This window comes from Bacillus paralicheniformis, assembly GCF_001042485.2.
GTDB lineage: Bacteria > Bacillota > Bacilli > Bacillales > Bacillaceae > Bacillus > Bacillus paralicheniformis.
In genome coordinates, this window is record NZ_LBMN02000005.1 from 14,190 (window position 1) to 30,235 (window position 16,046).

Genomic DNA, 16,046 nt, shown 5'->3' on the forward strand with positions numbered 1-16,046 from the left:
TAACTATTTTTATAAAAATCATACTTTTTTAAAGCGCTTACATTACAATTTTCTCCCTGTTCGTTCAATTCCCGACATGCGTCGGTACTGATTGGGAGATACCCCCATCGTTTTTTTAAATACCGTGCTGAAATAGTGCTGTGTATCATACCCCGTTTGTTCGGCAATATCGTGAATCGAAAGAGGGGTTGTCTCTAACAGGTGAACCGCTTGATCTATGCGCATCTCGGTCAAAAGCTGAACAAATGTCATGCCGAGCTCCTTCTTCATGATCCTGCTCAAATAGACGGACGAAACTTGAAGCGCATCTGCCGTCTGTTTTAAAGAAAACTCCCTTTCAGTGAAATGCTTTTGCATATATTCTTTGGCCCTCGTGACAACCGGCGAGATATTAAATGCTTTCGAGACTTGCTGTCTGCAATGCTGATAGCATTGCGCAGCTGAGCGGCCGTTTTCAGCAAGCTTGGCGAAGCAGACAGCGGCGCTTACCTGCATTTCAGCTTCGATCATCTCTGCAAGCGCCTGCTGTTCAGCTTCTGTAACAGAGCGCCACAGGCAGGCGACGATCAGGCGGTCTCCGTCGAAAAAAACAGCCTTATCCCGTTCAGCGACAAAGAAGCGTTCTACTTTTTCTTTCAGACTGTCAGCTTCAAACGGCTTGTTCCATACATGCCCGGCCGCGATGACACCGAGCGTCTCAGGATCGCGGGCCGGCAGACGGAGGCATTCGAGCTGCCGGTAAACGCCTTCTTCCACTGCCCGGCCTTCGATCCAGCTTCTGAAAACATGCTCTTTCAGAAGGCCGAGGTTTTGTTGAATATGCTGCTCGGCAAGCTTTTGCTCGCTGAGCTTCTTTTTTTCAGCTGCCAGCGACAAGCTGATCTTTTCGAGCACTTGTTCCAGATGAGCGGGATCGACCGGCTTTAACAAATAATCATCGACATTCAGCCGGATTGCTTCTTGCGCGTATGCAAACTGATCGTAGCCCGTCACGATGACAAAGCGGCACTGCGGCAGGGCGCCGCGGAGCTTTTTCATCAGCGTGATTCCGTTGACGATCGGCATATTCAAGTCGACAATCAATAAGTCGATGCCGTGTTTGAGAGCGAGCTCAAATGCCTCCTCGCCATTCTCCGCTTCAGCCGACACCGACATTTGATAGCGCTCCCAAGAGACGGCATCCCGTATTCCTTCCCGAATCCACGGTTCATCATCGGCAATCAGTACGCGCCAACATTCACTCAAGGCTTGTTCCCCCTTTTGTTAAGATTGGGAGCCGTATTGTGACGGCGGTTCCGGCTCCTTTTCGGCTTTGAACCGTTAAACCGTACGGCTCGCCAAATGTAAGGGCGATCCGTTCATGGACGTTGATCATGCCGTAGCCCGCTGTATCATCCCTGTGTTTGAATTGATCGGTTATTTGCTTTAGCGTCTCTTCATCCATTCCGGCTCCGTCATCCTCGATTTTGATAATCAGCGAGCCGTCTTCCTCCATGCCTTTGATCGTAATATGACCCGGCCCCTTTTTTTCTTTAATTCCGTGATAAATCGCATTTTCGACAATCGGCTGAAGCACGAGCTTTAATATCAGGCGGTCGTCACAAAGTCCGGTCATTTCGATTGAGTAGTTTAATTTATCGCGGTATCGCGCTTTTTGGATTTTCAAATAGTTTTCAACATGTGCAAATTCATCAGACAGCGGAATGATATCTTTCCCTTTGCTCAAGGAGATGCGGAACAGCTTGGATAAAGCCTGCACGAGACCGCTGACCTCTACCGCTCCTTTCTTCCTCGCCATCCAATTGATTGTATCCAGCGTGTTGTAGAGAAAATGAGGGTTGATCTGCGCCTGCAGCGCCCTTAATTCGGCTTCTCTTTTTTGGCGCTCTTGTCTTTCTGTGACCGACATCAGCTCCCTGATTCTCATCATCAGGCGATTGAAGCTTTTTCCCAAAAGCCCAATTTCATCTTCCCTTTCCTCCTGATAAAATGTTGAAAAATTCCCGCTTTCCGCCGTTTTCATGACAGCATTCAGCTTCAAAATCGGCCGCGACATGGAATGGGACAAATAATAGGAAGCAGACATTCCGAGAAACGCCGCCGTCAGTAAAAACAAAAGCACATACAAGTGGATTTCCTTCACTTCGAATACGGGTTCACCCGCTTTAAAAACGCCGACCGTTGTCCAGTTCGTAAAGGAAGACGTCTCGTAAATGAATTGATATTCCTCTCCCTTGATCCGCTTCGAAAAATATCCGGACCGGTCTTGACTGAACCACTTTTTCGGCAGAAACAGCTTTGAGGTCTCCGGTGCATAAATATTGCCGCCATTTTCATCCATGATCATCAAATAACCCGTTTTCCCCAAGCGGATATTTTTTGTCGCTTCTGCGAGGACGCGCAGCTTCAAATCGATGAGTACAACACCTTTCACACGCTGTGTCTCAGGATCGATAACAGCTCTGACGGCAGAAACGACCTCGTCTTCTCTGTAGTGCACATGGCTTCTGATATTCCGGTTGACAGGCTTTCCGATCATCTTGAAAATCCCTTCATTAGCTACAGCCGCCAGATACCACGGTTCTTTTGTCAAATCTGTCGGCGTCCGTTCATACATCTCATTGCTGATCATCTCACCCTTATCATTGACGACGAGAATGCCCGCGGCTTCAGAATATAAAGAAGTCAGGCCCTGCAAAAACGTCCTTCTCTTATAATCCGCCTCTCCATCCTCTTTTTCATGATTAAAAAATGCTTCCATTTCTTCATTCATTGATATTAAATATGTCAGGTTTTGCATGTGGCTGACATATACTTCAGCCGTCTTGTTCACTTCGCCGATCAGCTGCAGTGTTTGGTCGATCACCTGTTTTTCAATAATATTTTCAACGGCCCATCCCGATAAAATACCGAGGCCGATCGTCGGCAGCATGCTGATTAGTAAGAGAAGGCTGATCAGCTTATGACGGATCGGCGCATTGTTGATCAAACGTTTAATCATTCGCATAATAGGCTGCCACATTTTCTTTCGTTATGATCGTAATGCCTGTATCGATCGCTGCCGGAAGCGGGCGTTCTTGCTTCAAATGGTGATTTGAGAAAAACAGCATGTGCAGCGACCAATAGCCCATTTGCCATGTGTCCTGACCCATTGTCGCGGAAATCGACCCGCTTTTGATACCGTCCAGCGTTTTCTTGTCTTTATCAAAGCCGATAATACATACTTCCCTTTCAAGTCCCGCCGCCTTCACAGCCCGGGCCACACCGCTCGCTCCATTGGCTTCTGTCGTGAAAATCCCTTTGATGGATGGATTTTTTTCCAGAATCTTCGCTGCTTCTTTTTTCGACGTCAGCTCATCCCCTTTTCCGTCCAAAACCGCGGCGACCTTCATGTTCGGGTATTTTTGCTTGATCGTTTGTTCAAAGCCCTTCGTCCTTTCCTGGTGATTGTACTGCCGCGGCTGGGTAATGATTGCGGTTTCTCCCTTTCCATCTAAAAACTCGGCCATTCGCCTTGCGGCCTCAGCACCCGCTTTCATATTATTTGTGCCGACATATGTAGAGGCTTTGCTGAGCGGGGCGTCTGAATCGAATAAAACGAGCGGAATACCCTGCTCATGCGCCTTGTCAATGACAGGGTTTAAAGCTTTGGGATCTATTGCCGAAAGTGCGATCCCCGCCGGCTTTTTTGCAATGACCTGCTCGAGGACGGTCGTCTGCTCATGGACATCATAATGGGCCGCCCCCCGATACTCGACAGTGACGTTGAAAAGCTGCGCGGCATCCTCAAAGCCTTTCAGGCCGCTCTTCCAATATTCGATTCCCGATTGAAACGTGACCATCACATATTTTTCGGACAGACTTCCGGCCGCCGGCCTTTTGCTTGCTTCTGTAGATCCGGTTTGATCGCCCCGGGAGTAGTCGTAGACATACAGAAAAAACAAACAAAGCATCACGGCATAAACAACTAACAGCTTCTTCATCTTCATCCCCCTGTTGGTCAGAGGACAAGACAGCGTTTACAATCTATCATGAAGTATATATTTGGCCGCATATTTTTCTTAGAATCCAGCTGAGGCATCCTGACAGAAATTTCGCCCGTCCCCTTTTTCATCACAAACAGACAATTTCCCCCCTTGTTTATATGAAATATCTAATCTATTTGACATTTTGCCCGAAAAACCTTGTTTAGTGTTCGACAAGATCGCCTCTTTCTTAAAATTACCTTAAAGTTTGTGAAACAAAAAATAAATATCACAAAAAACACAGCCCTAGGAACCATGACTTTTGCCCTTGAAAGAATGGAGAAATGTGCAAAATCGCAGTCATAATAAGGAATCTCCTGCTCCACCGCTTGATTCGATCCTTTAATCACGGTACATTTTTCCTATTCAACTCATTTATACCATGTTGTAACATTAATAAGGTCCTTTAATGAACGGATCCCAACAGGTCATTTGAATCAAATTTTCCGGGAGGTGGCAGTAACATGATCTGGGAAAAAACAGTTTTATACGGGCTGCAAGGTACACTTCTCATCAAAAAACAACAGCTCGAACAACTGAAAAATTGCCAAACTGAATTAGAAGCAGATAAAAAGGAATTTGACGATTCAAAAGACAGCATCAAAAAGCCCGAACTGTCGCCGACAACATGGCAGGGCAGCCTTGCTGATTCTTTTAAAAATGTCAGAAGCGATATGAAAACGGCCTACAATGATATTTGCGGAAAACAGTTAAATGAAGTGTTTAAACAATTAAAAGAGAAAATCTCTTCCTTAAATGATGACATTGATTCACTAGGTAAGGATATCAGCTCATTAAAAACGAAAATTGAAAAGCTGGAAAAAGAAGAAAGAGAAGCCCGCCGCTAAAGGAGTGATTACGATGGGTCAAGAAATCAAAGTCAAAACAGGCGAAGTCAAACAGGCGCTCTCGAAGCTGAAGCATTCAGCCCAAGCTGTAAAACCGAACGTGCCGACAGATATCAGCGGCAAAAACAACCTTGACGTCGTCAAAAAAATCGAAAGCATGAACAAAGATTTGAAAAGCCTGACAAAAGCATACGCTTCGGCTCTCGCTAAACAGATTGCGCAAACCGAACAGGCTGTCAACGCTATAAAAGACGCCGACAAAAAGCTGTCGTCATCGATCAAAGCCAAGTAGAAGGAAGGGACTACGCATTGAAAACTCTAGATGTTCAGGCTTTTCAAACCGGCCTAGACAAAACGCTGACCGAATTAAAAAACCAGACTGACGAGATTTCAAAAGTCAAACAAAGCGTCAAAGGTCTCACCTCCCTTGACGACGCCTTAAAAGGCGCGGGCGGTGAAGCGATCCGCTCGTTCTATGAAGAGTGCCACACCACTTTTCTTCTTTTTTATGAATCTTTTATTTCCGACTATAAAGGACTTTTAGAAAAGACGAAAAGCGCACTTCATTCCCTTGAACCGAACCAAAACGGCTTTATCTCGCAAAGCTTTCTTGAAAACGAACTCCATGACGGCGTCAGTCAAGCCGAATCGCTGACAGGCAGATTGACGTCAAAAGCCAATATGACTATTCTAACAGTCAAAAACATCGTCGACCTGCCCGACCTCGACGATTCAGCCGTCAACGAAAACGCCAAAAAAGCCCAAAGACAAATCAGCGAGACGCTTGAAAAGCTTCATACCTTTGACCGCGAACAGACAAATGCGCTAAAAGCGGCGAGGGATGACCTCGACACAATGAAGCAATACATCCAGCAGCTGGAGAGGATGTATACGGGGCCGAAGATTGAAATCTCGGAATATAAAAGCGGTTCAATTTTAAAAAGTGAATTAAGCGACAGCGAAAATCTGAATGATTTTACAGACAGTCCAATGAAGAAAATGTTGGAAAAGGTTAATCAAAGCACCAATAATACAAGTGCTGAAAATACAGAAGAGGTCAAAGACAATTCAAATGCGCAAGATGAGGACATTTCATTCGATTTTGATAAAAGTGGACTTTTAGGATTTTATGGTACTGGAAATGTTCAAGGTTCTTTTGAAACAAATGAGAAAAAAATCAAAGCGAATTTTGGATTTAGTCTATTCGACACAAATAAAGCATTTAGAGACAAAGGGGAGCCTGAACACCAAAGTTCATTTAAGGCAATTGATTTGGAGTCAAAAGCTGCTTTTCCAAAAAATCAAAACATACCGAAATATCTTTTAGCTGGTCAAATGATTGGTGCTAGTGCAGAAGGTAATCTAGCAGACATGGAAATTGGACATGAAAAGTTTCCAGTTTCGTTTGAAGCTAAAGTCGGTCACGCTCAGTTAGATGCAAATATATCTGAATATAGTGCCTCTTTAGGAGGAGAAGCAAGTGTAGCCGAAGCTGAATTAACCATCACCCCTTTAAATTGGTTAGGTTATGAGCCATTAAAAGAATGGTTTGGTATTGACATAGATCCCTATATTGGTGTAGGTGTATCTGTAGGTAGTGTAGGAATTGGAGGCAGCTTTGGCCTACAAAATGAAATTTATGCAGCAGATGGTGTTGGCGTGTCTTTCAAATTTGGTGCTAAACTAGATGATGAATAAGGAGGGTCTTGATGAATAAAGATTTTTTAGCTAAAAGAGTGAATTCAGCTATTATTGTTGCATCAATCTTTGGGCCGTTTGTATGGTTGTGTATGTTTTCAGCTTTAATTTGGATCACTATAGAAAACAAACTCCCATTTCAAGCCTTTATTGAATTTACAATATTGATCTCAACGTTTTTTTTGTTATTGCCAATATGTTTGCTTATTTACAGAAAAAAAGTTTTATTTAAAAAACATCCTCATCTCGTTAGACAAAAAAGTAATCGTTAGGAGCTTAACTGATGAAAAACATAAAAGAGTATTCCTGGTTACCGATCGGCAGCGTAGTCAAATTAAAAAAAGTGGAAAAACTAGTAATGATTTATGGTCGACACCAGATTCAATCTTCAAGTAAGGAAAGATTTGATTACGTTTCAGTGCCTTATCCGGAAGGAAATATAACCGAAGATTTCAATCTATTTTTCAATCAAAATATGATTGAAGAAGTTTTATTTAAAGGTTTTATTAATGACGAAGAGAAGATTATTCAAGAAAAGTTAAACGAGAAAAGAAAAGAGTCTTTAGACAATAATGAGGTGTAAACTTGTCTAAATTTTTAGAGAAGCGAAGAAATAAAGCTATCTTAATTATTTATTTTATTTTTATATTTTGCATTACTGTGTCTACTTTAGCGGTACCCGTTGAGTGGAAAGGGAAGTTATTTTTGTTTTGTTTTAATACTCTTTCAGCCACTGGGTTCACTTTTATTATTTACATTGTTATGAATAAAATAATGAAAGACTAGTTTAACAAACATCCCTTTCTCCAGGAATGCCTTTCATATAAAAATTAAAATCAAAAGTGGCTTTACATCTAGAAATCCCCGTCAATATTCAATAGCCGAAAAAAAGCTGAGATAACCTGCAATATCGTACAAATACCAGAGCCATATGGGAGCCACTGAAGTTGTATGTTCTTTTTGTTATCTTGTATTATCCCAAGAACCCAATTACGTTTTGTTCTGTTATAACTTTTTATGTATCACCGCGTCTTTATTAATTTACGTGATTGTGATTTTAAGTATGGCTACATTACCTTATCGTTTTCCAAAAATGATGATATTGATTCGTTAGGTAAAGATATCAGCGGCAAAAAACAACCTTGACGTCGTTAAAAAAATCGAAAGCATGAACAAAAATTCGACTTAAATCTATCAAAAAATGGTTTGGTTAAACAGGAGGGAGTATGACACCCGAAATTTTCGTCGAATATTCAGAGTACCTATTATGCGCTATTTTAGGTGCTCAATTTGGTTACGGGTTGCTATTGCTAATTCTCGGAAATCTAATAGTAAATAATTACGAACGTGGAACATTTGAAACGCCTTCAAATTTGTTCAAAAAAACTGTTAATTTTTATACAAGACTCTTTTTCGGTGCTAGTTATTTTGTATATAAACGGCTTTACAAATATAACTGGTTCCTGAGAAAACTATATTACGCCCTTTATCTTCTGGGAAGCGGAATTCTAAGTATCATCATCTTTTATATTTTATCTTTTATTCTCCACTTCATTTTCAGGGTTTAATTTTTTTACAAGGATGTGAAAACAATAAAACATCTCATCACATGTACATCTGAAGAACTAGCAATACTCGTCACGCTATGCGATTATCCGGATTTAGCCAAAAGTATTGCAGAGGCATCTTTAGGAAAAAATTAAGAAAAGAATGGGATGCAATTGCAGTCAGCCGCAACCATCAATCAGCTTATTTTAAAACAATACTGGAATGAAGAAAAAAGCGCAAAGGATGAAAATCCTCTAACTGAAGATGAAAAAGTTCATCGTCTCCTACGTAAATTCGGAATAAATGATCCGCTGTTCCAGTTTTGACAATCAAAACACTTTAATGCTTCACCATTTTGAAAATGAAACATGGCTTTTCCATATGATGACCGTGACATCATACATGAATTTGCGTATGCCGACGAGCAGGAAATCGCCGAGTTTATTAAAGACTATTATTACTTTTCAGCTCACGAAGAGCATGTCCCTTTAAAACTGCGCCTTTCAGATAAGTGCTTGATTGGTTGAGTAATAAAACATGACAGAAAAGGTCCGGAAAAGAAAGTTCTTTTTCACCGGAGGAAGAACATAGCTTTAATCAACTGATAGCCGATCTTGAAGCTAACCAATGGCCGCTAAACAATAACAATATCTCACATATTTACATCCCAAGCTTAAACGATGGACCATTTTTGCAAAACATCGTCTTCTTTATTCCTTCTGCTCAAGGCGTCTGGGTTGCTCAATATGATGAACACAATGAAAAACCTGTACATATTTCATTAAAGACAATTGAACAATGGTATGAATTATTAAAAGGGCTGGAGTATACGGTATCGTTTAAAAATACATAATTATTGATTTCACAAATGAATAAATTTCAAAGCATCTCATTCGGGATGCTTTCTCTTAAGCTAATTTTCAAATTCGGAGCCCTGACAAATTTTATTTTATAGCTTTCATCAGCCGAAATACACGATCCGAATGGTCTGTTCTTTCACATCAATTGATAAAAGGCAGGTGAACACCTTGCTGAAATTAAAAGGAAATCCTAAATACAGGAATTTACCTTCCCGCATCATAACCCATTTAGCATCTAAAAGCTGTGATAAAGATGCTAAGTTAAACATGCTGTGGATGATTTTATTTACTGATTTAATGTGCGGCGTGCTGATCATAGCGATAGGGGAAACATTTTTCACGGCTATATCATTACCTTTTATGACGGGTATTAACATATGGACAGTCATTGTCCTGTTTTTAAAACAGAGTGATCGGAATGATTTGCATTTCACCATATATATGGGGGTAGCTGGCGCTGTATGTTCTTTTTGTTATTTTGTCTTATCACAAGAACTAGTTTACGTTTTGCTCGGTTATGACCTTGTATTTATCATCACGTCTTCATTTGTTTATGTTGTTGTGATTTTAAGTATGGTTCTACATTACCTTATCATTTTCCCAAACTATAAAAAAAAGACAGACAGTACGACTTTGGTAAACTGCTTGTGTTTATTTGGAATAGTCGCTTACATTGCGGCGTTTTTCTTCCTGCATTATTTTGAAGGCGGAGCTACCTATTTTATGAGTTATACCTTTTTGGCATTTACTTTCTTTTTTTCTTTTATGGGGGTTAAATTCATTCATAAATTCTTTTTTATCAAAGCCAATCAAGACTTGATCGATAGACGTTTTAAAAATGGAACATACAGCCCGCGACCGAAAATCATGACCACCGAACAGAGCAATCGCCGGAACACAAACATGATTGATTTACGAAAAAAAAAAACAGATCACAGCTAGCTACAATTGTATTCCTTTGCTTTTCAAGAGATAAGTATCGTTTGACCAAGAAAAAGGAGCTTTTTGATGAAACACGAAAAAAATGTTCTATACAAAAAAATAAATGAAGCGATGATCATCTTCATGATTTTATTCCCTGTAGTTGGTATCTTTTTTGTCATCATGACAATATGGGCGTTAGGAGAACAAGCCCCGTCAGAAATTCCCTTGGTTGTTTCAGTTTTCAGCTTATTTTATTTCGTTCTTCCATTTCTTTTGCATATCTACAGAAAAAAAGTCTGGCTGAAAAAATACATGCAGAATTATAAAAATTCAGAGGGATAAGCGGAGGAAAGTAAGTTTTGCTGAAATTAAAAGAAACAGTTGCATACAAAGATTTACCTACCAATATTCAGTCTCATTTGACAGCTCCCATCAGCCGGGAAACGAAATGGGGAATGGCGTGTTTTATCGTGTTGATGCTGGATATTTTAAGCATATTACCTGTGCTGGTGAACAAAGTAGATTTTTTCACATTCGCCGCTGTTCCTGTTGCTATCCTGATCAATATATGGATGATCATCATGAATACCAAAAGCATGACCGGATATCATCATCACCTTCAATATGTTCGCTTTATGGGCGTATCATTCAGCGGTACGTCATATTGCCAGTTGATCACAGCGCAAAAAATGATGGTTTCTGCTATCGGTTTTCATGTACCGCTGATCAGTCTGTCATTATTCATTTATGCCGCCGTTATTTTCCTCATCATTCGGTATTATTTGGTTGTTTTCCCTGATTCTAAAAAAGGCAAAAGGGAGACAGCAGCTCCGACAAGGATGCTCCTGGCAGCTGTTCCGGCAGGCGGTTTTGTAATAAGTCATGCCGTTTTGCGAGTTTCCGAGTCTGCCGTTTATTTGTTGATGAGTACCGTCTATCTGCTTATGGCTTGTTTATTTTCTATGATGGGGGTCAAATTCATCCACAAATACTTCTTCATCAAAGCGAATCAAGATATCATCAGACAGCATAGGATTTAAGGCACAAGGAGAGGTCATGTTTGAAAGGCAGAAATAAAATCATTCTCTCAGTTTATTCCCTACTTGCAGCAATCATTATTTTGACCGGCCTTGTCAAACCTTCAATGAACTGGAAGGAAAAGCTTGCCGTCATCGGCTTTATGTTCGTTTCAATTTCTTTATTCGCCTTCATCACTTATGTGTTCATAAATAAGCCGAAGAAAGATCAAAGCGCGCCCCGATGCAACATCGTCGCGAAAATCTTTTGGAAGAAATACAGAAAACCGTTCATGCTCTCTTTCTACTTCGTCGGCATCCTGATTGTGGGAACATCCGTGTTTTTCATGCCCGAACTCTCACTCGCTTGGAAATCCGGCGTGTTTGCAATTTTGTTTGCCGTGATATCTGGCGGCTTTTTTACTGTTTATCAAACGGCGAATCAAATGCTGAACCGGTCTTGTTTGGAAAGAATGCCTGACGAAGAATGAGAAGCTTTTTTTAGCAGAAAAAAAGTTTTGTTAAAAAACGCTGGAGTCCGCCATTCATAAAGGAGTAATGATGTCACCAGAAACTTTTGTTGAATATACCGAATATTTCATCGCCGGTATGTTGGCCGCTCATTTCGCTTACAGTTTGGGTTTTTTAATCATTGCGAGTCACATGATCATTGAATATGAAAAAATGGTCTTTTTAAAACCTGAAAAATGGTCCCATAAAATCACAAATACATTCGTTTTTCTTCTTGTCGGAACCGGTTACTTTGTTTACAAACGGCTATTAAAATACAACTGGTTCCTGAGAAAACTGTATTTCGCCCTCTATCTTCTGGGCAGAGGCATTTTAAGCATCATCATCTTTTATATTTTTTCTTTTCTGATCCATCTCATTTTCAGCGTTTAAATCATTTACGATTGGAGAGATCCGAATGTCTAAATTTCTACAAAAACCAAGAAACAAAGCTATCTTATCCGTCTACCTGTTTTTCGTATGCGGCTCCGTTCTCAGCTCTGTTCTGAATCCGGTGATGAGTCTGGGAGAAAAGCTGTTTATCCTCTGTTTTAATATTTTCTCGGCAACTTTATTCGCATTTCTCATTTATGTGCTGCTAAATAAACTGATGAAAGATGAAGACCGCAAACATCCGGCAGACCCCGAAAGAAACGGGATTAATCAAGTGATTTGGAAAAAATACAAAAAGCCGCTGATCCTGTTTGTTTATTTTGGCGGCGTGTTTTCCGTCTGCGCTGTTATTATTCCCATGTCGATATATACCGTTGCTGAAAAGCTCGTGATCCTTTCGATCGCGATTATTATCATTACAATTGGCTGTATTTTGGCTTATAAAGTGACGAATAAAATGTTGCAGAAATGAAGAAAAGGACTATGAATCGCCATAGTCCTTTTCATCATTTCCTTAATTCCCCCAGCGTCTCTTCCCACCGCCGCAAAACCGCCGCTTCATCCTTCAGCTCAATCTGAACGCCGGAGATGATATCGGCGTATTTTGCGATATCTTCCCGGGCCGCTTCGACGGTGCCGGCGAAGCGCGCTCTCGGGTGTTTGGCGTCTTTTAATTCGGGCAGTTTCTTTAAAGACAGCCGCACATAATGTGCTTTGCCTTTCCAGCAAGTGACGAAGAGCGCCCGGCCTGTTCTCGCGATGTTCGAGGTTGTCGTTGTGCCTTGCCAGAGAGCCAGGCGGATGTCGGTTTTGTTCAAGGCGAGGATTTCGCCGGCGCTGATCATCGCTGTGTGCGGCCAGCCTTCTTCTGTGACGGTCTGGAGCATCATCGCTTCGCGCCGCTTTCCGGCGAGTTTCTCTCCGTTTAACAGCTGAAATAATTCGTTTGATAGCTGAGCCATGCCGGATGCCTCCCTTTAGATTTTCCGATCTGGAACCGCTGGCACTTGTACGGCTGTTTCGACTTCAGAAGGGTCGATTTTAAAGGCCGGATTGTATTTTTCAGGATTTGTGATCGTCTCCGGCTCCGATGATCTCCAAGTGAAAAAGCAGTGCTGACATTGATAAACTTCCCAGGCTCCTTCAACGGGTGACTTGCTGACGGTTTCCGCTTTTTTTAATTCGCAGCGCGGACATGTATGCATGATGAAACACTCTCCTCTTTTATTGATTTAGCAGATTCATTAGTTTCGCTTCCCACTCTTTCGTTCCTATAGGGGAATCGAGCGGTTGTGAATAGTGTCCTCTTGTTTCCGGGGCCACAGGTGTTGTCGCGTCCAAGATCATTTTGTGGGTGATTCCCGCCGGTTCAGAACCCGGGTCAAGCGCCAGAACGGATAAATCCGGGATAATGACTGCATCGTGTTTTGGATGCATTTTCGTTGAAATGGCCCACATCACTTGCGGGAGATTAAACGGATCGACGTCTTCGTCAACGAGGATCACCATTTTGCAGTAGCCGAGGCCGTGCGGCGTCGTCAGCGCGCGCATACCGACAGCTTTGGCGAATCCGCCGTAGCGGCTTTTCGTTGAGACAATGGCGATCAAGCCGTGTGTATACATCGCGTTTACCGCGACAATTTCATTCGGATAGGCCTCTTTTAGCTGCTGGTAAAGCGGCACACATGTATTAATGCCGACCATGTAGTCAACCTCAGTCCAAGGCATGCCTAAATAGAGGTGTTCAAAAATCGGGTTGTTGCGGTGGCAGACGCGCTTGATTTTGATGATCGGCATGCTTCTTCCGCCTGAATAGTGGCCGGTAAACTCGCCGAACGGGCCTTCATACTCGCGTTCGCCCGCCAGGATCTCACCTTCGAGAACCACTTCCGCGCCCCATGGGATATCTAAGTTAGACAGTTTTGATTTGACGATTTTATAAGGTTCACCTTGCAAGGCCCCTGCCATTTCGTATTCTGATTGATCGTATAAGAGCGGTGTGGATGCCGCCGTTGCAATGACCGGTTCGCAGCCGAGCGCAATCGTGACAGGCAGGTTTTCGCCGCGCTCTTCAGCCTGACGCAGGTGGATTGCAATATCATGCTGCGGGACGGGCTGAATGCCGAGACGGTCTTTTCCTTTTACCTGCAGTCTGTACATGCCGACGTTTTGTTTGCCGAAGTGTTCCGGATCCTCGACATCTCTGGAAATGACGCATGCCTTGTCTAAATAAAAGCCGCCGTCGCCCTGATTGATGCGGAAGAGCGGCAGAATGTCAAACAGGTTGATGTCTTCTGTGATGTCATTTTCGTGAAACGGCGCTGTCTCCTCTCTTTGCACTTTTACAGGAAATTGATCATAGCGGCGTGCGAATTCAAAGAACTGTTCTTTGACCGGCGTGTCTTTCGGAAGGCCGAGCATTAACGCGTGGTTCGGCCAGGAGCCGATGACATTCAGGGCGATTTGGGCATTGTTATAGCCGTAAATGTTGTTGAATAAAAGAGCGGGTGATTTGTCTCCGAGGTTATTGGCGGCGCGTGCAGCGGCACCCAAATCGGGTTCCGGCTTCACCTCTTCCTGAACTTCAAGAAGCTGTCCTTCTTTTTTCAGCGTGTTTAAAAAATCTCTAAAATCTTGATAAGCCATTCTGTTATCCTCCTTATTTCTTCTGTTTCATTCCTTCCCAGCGCTTCGCTTCAGACAGATGGATTCCAAATTGGTCCAGCGTCCGGAATACGATATGGTCGACCATTTCGCTCAGATTTTGGGGATGATTATAAAAAGCCGGCATCGGCGGCAGGATCACCGCGCCCATTTTTGTCAGCTCAAGCATGTTTTCAAGATGAATCTGGTTCAGCGGCGTCTCCCTTGTTAACAGCACAAGCTTTTTCCGTTCCTTCAGCATGACGTCCGCCGAACGGGTCAACAGGTTATCCGCCATACCGGTGCGAATGCCCGCCAACGTCTTCATGCTGCACGGTGCGACAATCATTCCGTCCGTTTGAAAGGAACCGCTTGAAATGCGGGCCGCCTGGTCTTTGTGGGAATACGTAAAAGATGCGAGCTTTTCTACGTCTTTCATCGTATATCCCGTTTCGTGCAGAATCGTTGCCGCTGCCCACGGAGAGATGACTAGGTGTGTCTCTGCGTCGGTTTTCTTCAGCCACTCCAGCATCCGCACGCCAAATATCGCGCCGGTCGCGCCCGTAATTCCGACGATGATGTTCATATGCGCCCCCCCTTTCCCTCTTGGTGCTTCAGTTAAAATGATACGCCTCTATTTACCATATTGAAAATATCTGTTAAATCTATATATAATACTTTAAAGGTATAAAAAGGAGTGCCGAGAAAATGGATATTCGCCAGTTAAAGTACTTTGTTACGATCGCACAGGAAGGAAAGATTACAACGGCGGCGAAACGGCTTCATATCGCCCAGCCGCCCCTCTCCAGACAGTTGAAGCAGATGGAAGAGGAGCTCGGAGTCGTTTTATTTGACCGGAACAAAAAGAAAAACCTGACGCTGACCTATGAAGGAGAAGTGTTTTTGAAAAGAGCAAAAGAAATCCTGCACAAGCTTGAGGATTCCATCTTGGAGGTTCGGGAGCTGCGTGAAGAAGTCAACGGAACCCTTGCCGTCGGTTCAACGATTTACTGTGCGGCTCTATTGCTCTCAAAAGTCTCGAAGATCAGGGGAATGTACCCGAATTTAATGTTTAACATTTGGGAAGGTGAGCCTTCACGGCTGAGCGGGCTCTTGGAAAACCGGCAGATCGATGCGGCGGTCACGACAACGCCTTTCCACAGCAAAAATATCGAAGCAAAGAGCCTGCCGGAGGTCCCATGCAAGCTCGTTCTTCCGGGGAATCAGTCGTATGGCTTAAAAGGGGAAGCCGGAATGAAAGAAATTGCCGGTCTGCGCTGATTCTGCTCAGACCGTCGCACGGAAAAGGGATTTATGATGAGGTCGTCCATCACTTTCACTCATTGGACCTTGAGCCGAGGGTCGTCTGTGAGTGCCATGATTCTACAACGCTCCTCAGCCTTGTCACCTCGGGATTCGGAGCAACGATTCTGCCGCTGTCCATGCTGCCGGCGCATTTTGCGCGTCATGTTCAGACATTGGAGATTCAAGACAATCCGTTCATTCTGCAGCCATCTGTCGTTTGGCGGGCCGGCAGTTTTCTGCCGAAGCCCGTAAGAGAGTTTTTGGCTTTATTTTGAT

General features: G+C 43.0%; 19 protein-coding genes and 1 pseudogene. 13 read left to right on the forward strand and 7 right to left on the reverse strand.

Annotation, left to right across the window (positions count from 1 at the left end; translation table 11 throughout):
- Positions 1 to 42: 42 nt before the first annotated feature.
- From ACH97_RS05165 to ACH97_RS05175, 3 genes are read right to left on the reverse strand one after another with little or no spacing between them, the layout of a single operon-like run.
- A complete protein-coding gene (locus ACH97_RS05165; protein WP_020450147.1) occupies positions 43 to 1,245 on the reverse strand; it encodes a response regulator transcription factor in 1,203 nt (400 codons plus the stop codon).
- On the reverse strand, positions 1,238 to 3,001 hold the full coding sequence (locus ACH97_RS05170; RefSeq protein ID WP_199792120.1) for a cache domain-containing sensor histidine kinase: 1,764 nt from the start codon (positions 2,999 to 3,001) through the stop codon (positions 1,238 to 1,240). The genes ACH97_RS05165 and ACH97_RS05170 overlap by 8 nt, the downstream gene beginning before the upstream one ends.
- Entirely contained in the window at positions 2,994 to 3,983 is a 990-nt protein-coding gene (locus ACH97_RS05175) for a substrate-binding domain-containing protein (RefSeq protein ID WP_020450145.1), read from the reverse strand. Before ACH97_RS05175 ends, ACH97_RS05170 begins: the two co-directional genes overlap by 8 nt.
- A gap of 506 nt (positions 3,984 to 4,489) precedes the next feature.
- On the opposite strand from ACH97_RS05175, the gene ACH97_RS05180 reads away from it, so the two are divergent.
- The 12 genes from ACH97_RS05180 (at position 4,490) to ACH97_RS05245 (ending at position 12,294) form a co-directional block, all read left to right on the forward strand.
- Entirely contained in the window at positions 4,490 to 4,873 is a 384-nt protein-coding gene (locus ACH97_RS05180) for a YwqH-like family protein (protein ID WP_003178893.1), read from the forward strand.
- A gap of 13 nt (positions 4,874 to 4,886) precedes the next feature.
- Positions 4,887 to 5,165 (forward strand): YwqI/YxiC family protein, encoded by a 279-nt coding sequence (locus ACH97_RS05185; RefSeq protein WP_020450144.1) that lies wholly within the window; start codon positions 4,887 to 4,889, stop codon positions 5,163 to 5,165.
- A gap of 17 nt (positions 5,166 to 5,182) precedes the next feature.
- Entirely contained in the window at positions 5,183 to 6,571 is a 1,389-nt protein-coding gene (locus tag ACH97_RS23940; protein WP_020450143.1) for a ribonuclease YeeF family protein, read from the forward strand.
- Between the two features lie 11 nt (positions 6,572 to 6,582).
- Positions 6,583 to 6,843 carry a hypothetical protein gene (locus ACH97_RS05195; protein ID WP_020450142.1) on the forward strand — a complete coding sequence of 87 codons (261 nt, stop codon included), beginning with the start codon at positions 6,583 to 6,585 and terminating at the stop codon, positions 6,841 to 6,843.
- Between the two features lie 11 nt (positions 6,844 to 6,854).
- Positions 6,855 to 7,154 carry a DUF4176 domain-containing protein gene (locus tag ACH97_RS05200; RefSeq protein WP_020450141.1) on the forward strand — a complete coding sequence of 100 codons (300 nt, stop codon included), beginning with the start codon at positions 6,855 to 6,857 and terminating at the stop codon, positions 7,152 to 7,154.
- A 1,333-nt stretch (positions 7,155 to 8,487) separates the two neighbouring features.
- The gene (locus ACH97_RS23945; RefSeq protein WP_023855650.1) at positions 8,488 to 8,646 is read left to right on the forward strand and encodes a hypothetical protein; all 159 of its coding nucleotides are present in this window, start codon (positions 8,488 to 8,490) and stop codon (positions 8,644 to 8,646) included.
- Positions 8,647 to 8,810: 164 nt separating this feature from the next.
- Positions 8,811 to 8,972, forward strand: coding sequence for a hypothetical protein (locus tag ACH97_RS23950; RefSeq protein ID WP_023855651.1), 162 nt, complete (start codon positions 8,811 to 8,813; stop codon positions 8,970 to 8,972).
- Between the two features lie 175 nt (positions 8,973 to 9,147).
- Positions 9,148 to 9,921, forward strand: coding sequence for a hypothetical protein (locus tag ACH97_RS05220; protein WP_020450137.1), 774 nt, complete (start codon positions 9,148 to 9,150; stop codon positions 9,919 to 9,921).
- A gap of 341 nt (positions 9,922 to 10,262) precedes the next feature.
- Positions 10,263 to 10,943 (forward strand): hypothetical protein, encoded by a 681-nt coding sequence (locus tag ACH97_RS05230; RefSeq protein WP_020450135.1) that lies wholly within the window; start codon positions 10,263 to 10,265, stop codon positions 10,941 to 10,943.
- A gap of 20 nt (positions 10,944 to 10,963) precedes the next feature.
- The gene (locus tag ACH97_RS05235; protein ID WP_020450134.1) at positions 10,964 to 11,410 is read left to right on the forward strand and encodes a hypothetical protein; all 447 of its coding nucleotides are present in this window, start codon (positions 10,964 to 10,966) and stop codon (positions 11,408 to 11,410) included.
- A gap of 67 nt (positions 11,411 to 11,477) precedes the next feature.
- Complete coding sequence (locus ACH97_RS05240) at positions 11,478 to 11,822, forward strand: hypothetical protein (protein WP_224066812.1); 345 nt, start codon at positions 11,478 to 11,480, stop codon at positions 11,820 to 11,822.
- Between the two features lie 25 nt (positions 11,823 to 11,847).
- Positions 11,848 to 12,294 (forward strand): hypothetical protein, encoded by a 447-nt coding sequence (locus ACH97_RS05245; RefSeq protein ID WP_023855654.1) that lies wholly within the window; start codon positions 11,848 to 11,850, stop codon positions 12,292 to 12,294.
- A gap of 34 nt (positions 12,295 to 12,328) precedes the next feature.
- Here ACH97_RS05245 and ACH97_RS05250 read toward each other — a convergent pair whose 3' ends face one another.
- The 4 genes from ACH97_RS05250 to ACH97_RS05265 are packed head-to-tail and all read right to left on the reverse strand — an operon-like array spanning position 12,329 to position 15,051.
- Positions 12,329 to 12,784: a PNPOx family protein gene (locus ACH97_RS05250; RefSeq protein WP_023855655.1), complete on the reverse strand. Its 456-nt coding sequence runs from the start codon at positions 12,782 to 12,784 to the stop codon at positions 12,329 to 12,331.
- Positions 12,785 to 12,799: 15 nt separating this feature from the next.
- Positions 12,800 to 13,027, reverse strand: a complete 228-nt coding sequence (locus ACH97_RS05255) for a non-oxidative hydroxyarylic acid decarboxylases subunit D (RefSeq protein ID WP_020450130.1) — start codon at positions 13,025 to 13,027, stop codon at positions 12,800 to 12,802.
- 19 nt (positions 13,028 to 13,046) lie between these two features.
- On the reverse strand, positions 13,047 to 14,468 hold the full coding sequence (locus tag ACH97_RS05260) for a non-oxidative hydroxyarylic acid decarboxylases subunit C (protein WP_023855656.1): 1,422 nt from the start codon (positions 14,466 to 14,468) through the stop codon (positions 13,047 to 13,049).
- Positions 14,469 to 14,481: 13 nt separating this feature from the next.
- The gene (locus ACH97_RS05265) at positions 14,482 to 15,051 is read right to left on the reverse strand and encodes a non-oxidative hydroxyarylic acid decarboxylases subunit B (protein WP_023855657.1); all 570 of its coding nucleotides are present in this window, start codon (positions 15,049 to 15,051) and stop codon (positions 14,482 to 14,484) included.
- A gap of 122 nt (positions 15,052 to 15,173) precedes the next feature.
- Here ACH97_RS05265 and ACH97_RS05270 point away from each other — a divergent pair.
- Positions 15,174 to 16,045, forward strand: a pseudogene (locus tag ACH97_RS05270) (LysR family transcriptional regulator).
- Position 16,046 lies beyond the last annotated feature (1 nt).

Excerpts from the sequence above, each read along its gene's own strand:
- ACH97_RS05245 (WP_023855654.1), top strand. The coding sequence starts at position 11,848 with ATGTCTAAATTTCTACAAAAACCAAGAAACAAAGCTATCTTATCCGTC.
- ACH97_RS05195 (WP_020450142.1), top strand. The coding sequence starts at position 6,583 with ATGAATAAAGATTTTTTAGCTAAAAGAGTGAATTCAGCTATTATTGTT.
- ACH97_RS05185 (WP_020450144.1), top strand. The coding sequence starts at position 4,887 with ATGGGTCAAGAAATCAAAGTCAAAACAGGCGAAGTCAAACAGGCGCTC.
- ACH97_RS05255 (WP_020450130.1), bottom strand. The coding sequence starts at position 13,027 with ATGCATACATGTCCGCGCTGCGAATTAAAAAAAGCGGAAACCGTCAGC.
- ACH97_RS05260 (WP_023855656.1), bottom strand. The coding sequence starts at position 14,468 with ATGGCTTATCAAGATTTTAGAGATTTTTTAAACACGCTGAAAAAAGAA.
- ACH97_RS05175 (WP_020450145.1), bottom strand. The coding sequence starts at position 3,983 with ATGAAGAAGCTGTTAGTTGTTTATGCCGTGATGCTTTGTTTGTTTTTT.
- ACH97_RS05200 (WP_020450141.1), top strand. The coding sequence starts at position 6,855 with ATGAAAAACATAAAAGAGTATTCCTGGTTACCGATCGGCAGCGTAGTC.
- ACH97_RS05240 (WP_224066812.1), top strand. The coding sequence starts at position 11,478 with ATGATGTCACCAGAAACTTTTGTTGAATATACCGAATATTTCATCGCC.
- ACH97_RS05170 (WP_199792120.1), bottom strand. The coding sequence starts at position 3,001 with ATGATTAAACGTTTGATCAACAATGCGCCGATCCGTCATAAGCTGATC.
- ACH97_RS05265 (WP_023855657.1), bottom strand. The coding sequence starts at position 15,051 with ATGAACATCATCGTCGGAATTACGGGCGCGACCGGCGCGATATTTGGC.
- ACH97_RS23945 (WP_023855650.1), top strand. The coding sequence starts at position 8,488 with ATGGCTTTTCCATATGATGACCGTGACATCATACATGAATTTGCGTAT.
- ACH97_RS05180 (WP_003178893.1), top strand. The coding sequence starts at position 4,490 with ATGATCTGGGAAAAAACAGTTTTATACGGGCTGCAAGGTACACTTCTC.
- ACH97_RS05250 (WP_023855655.1), bottom strand. The coding sequence starts at position 12,784 with ATGGCTCAGCTATCAAACGAATTATTTCAGCTGTTAAACGGAGAGAAA.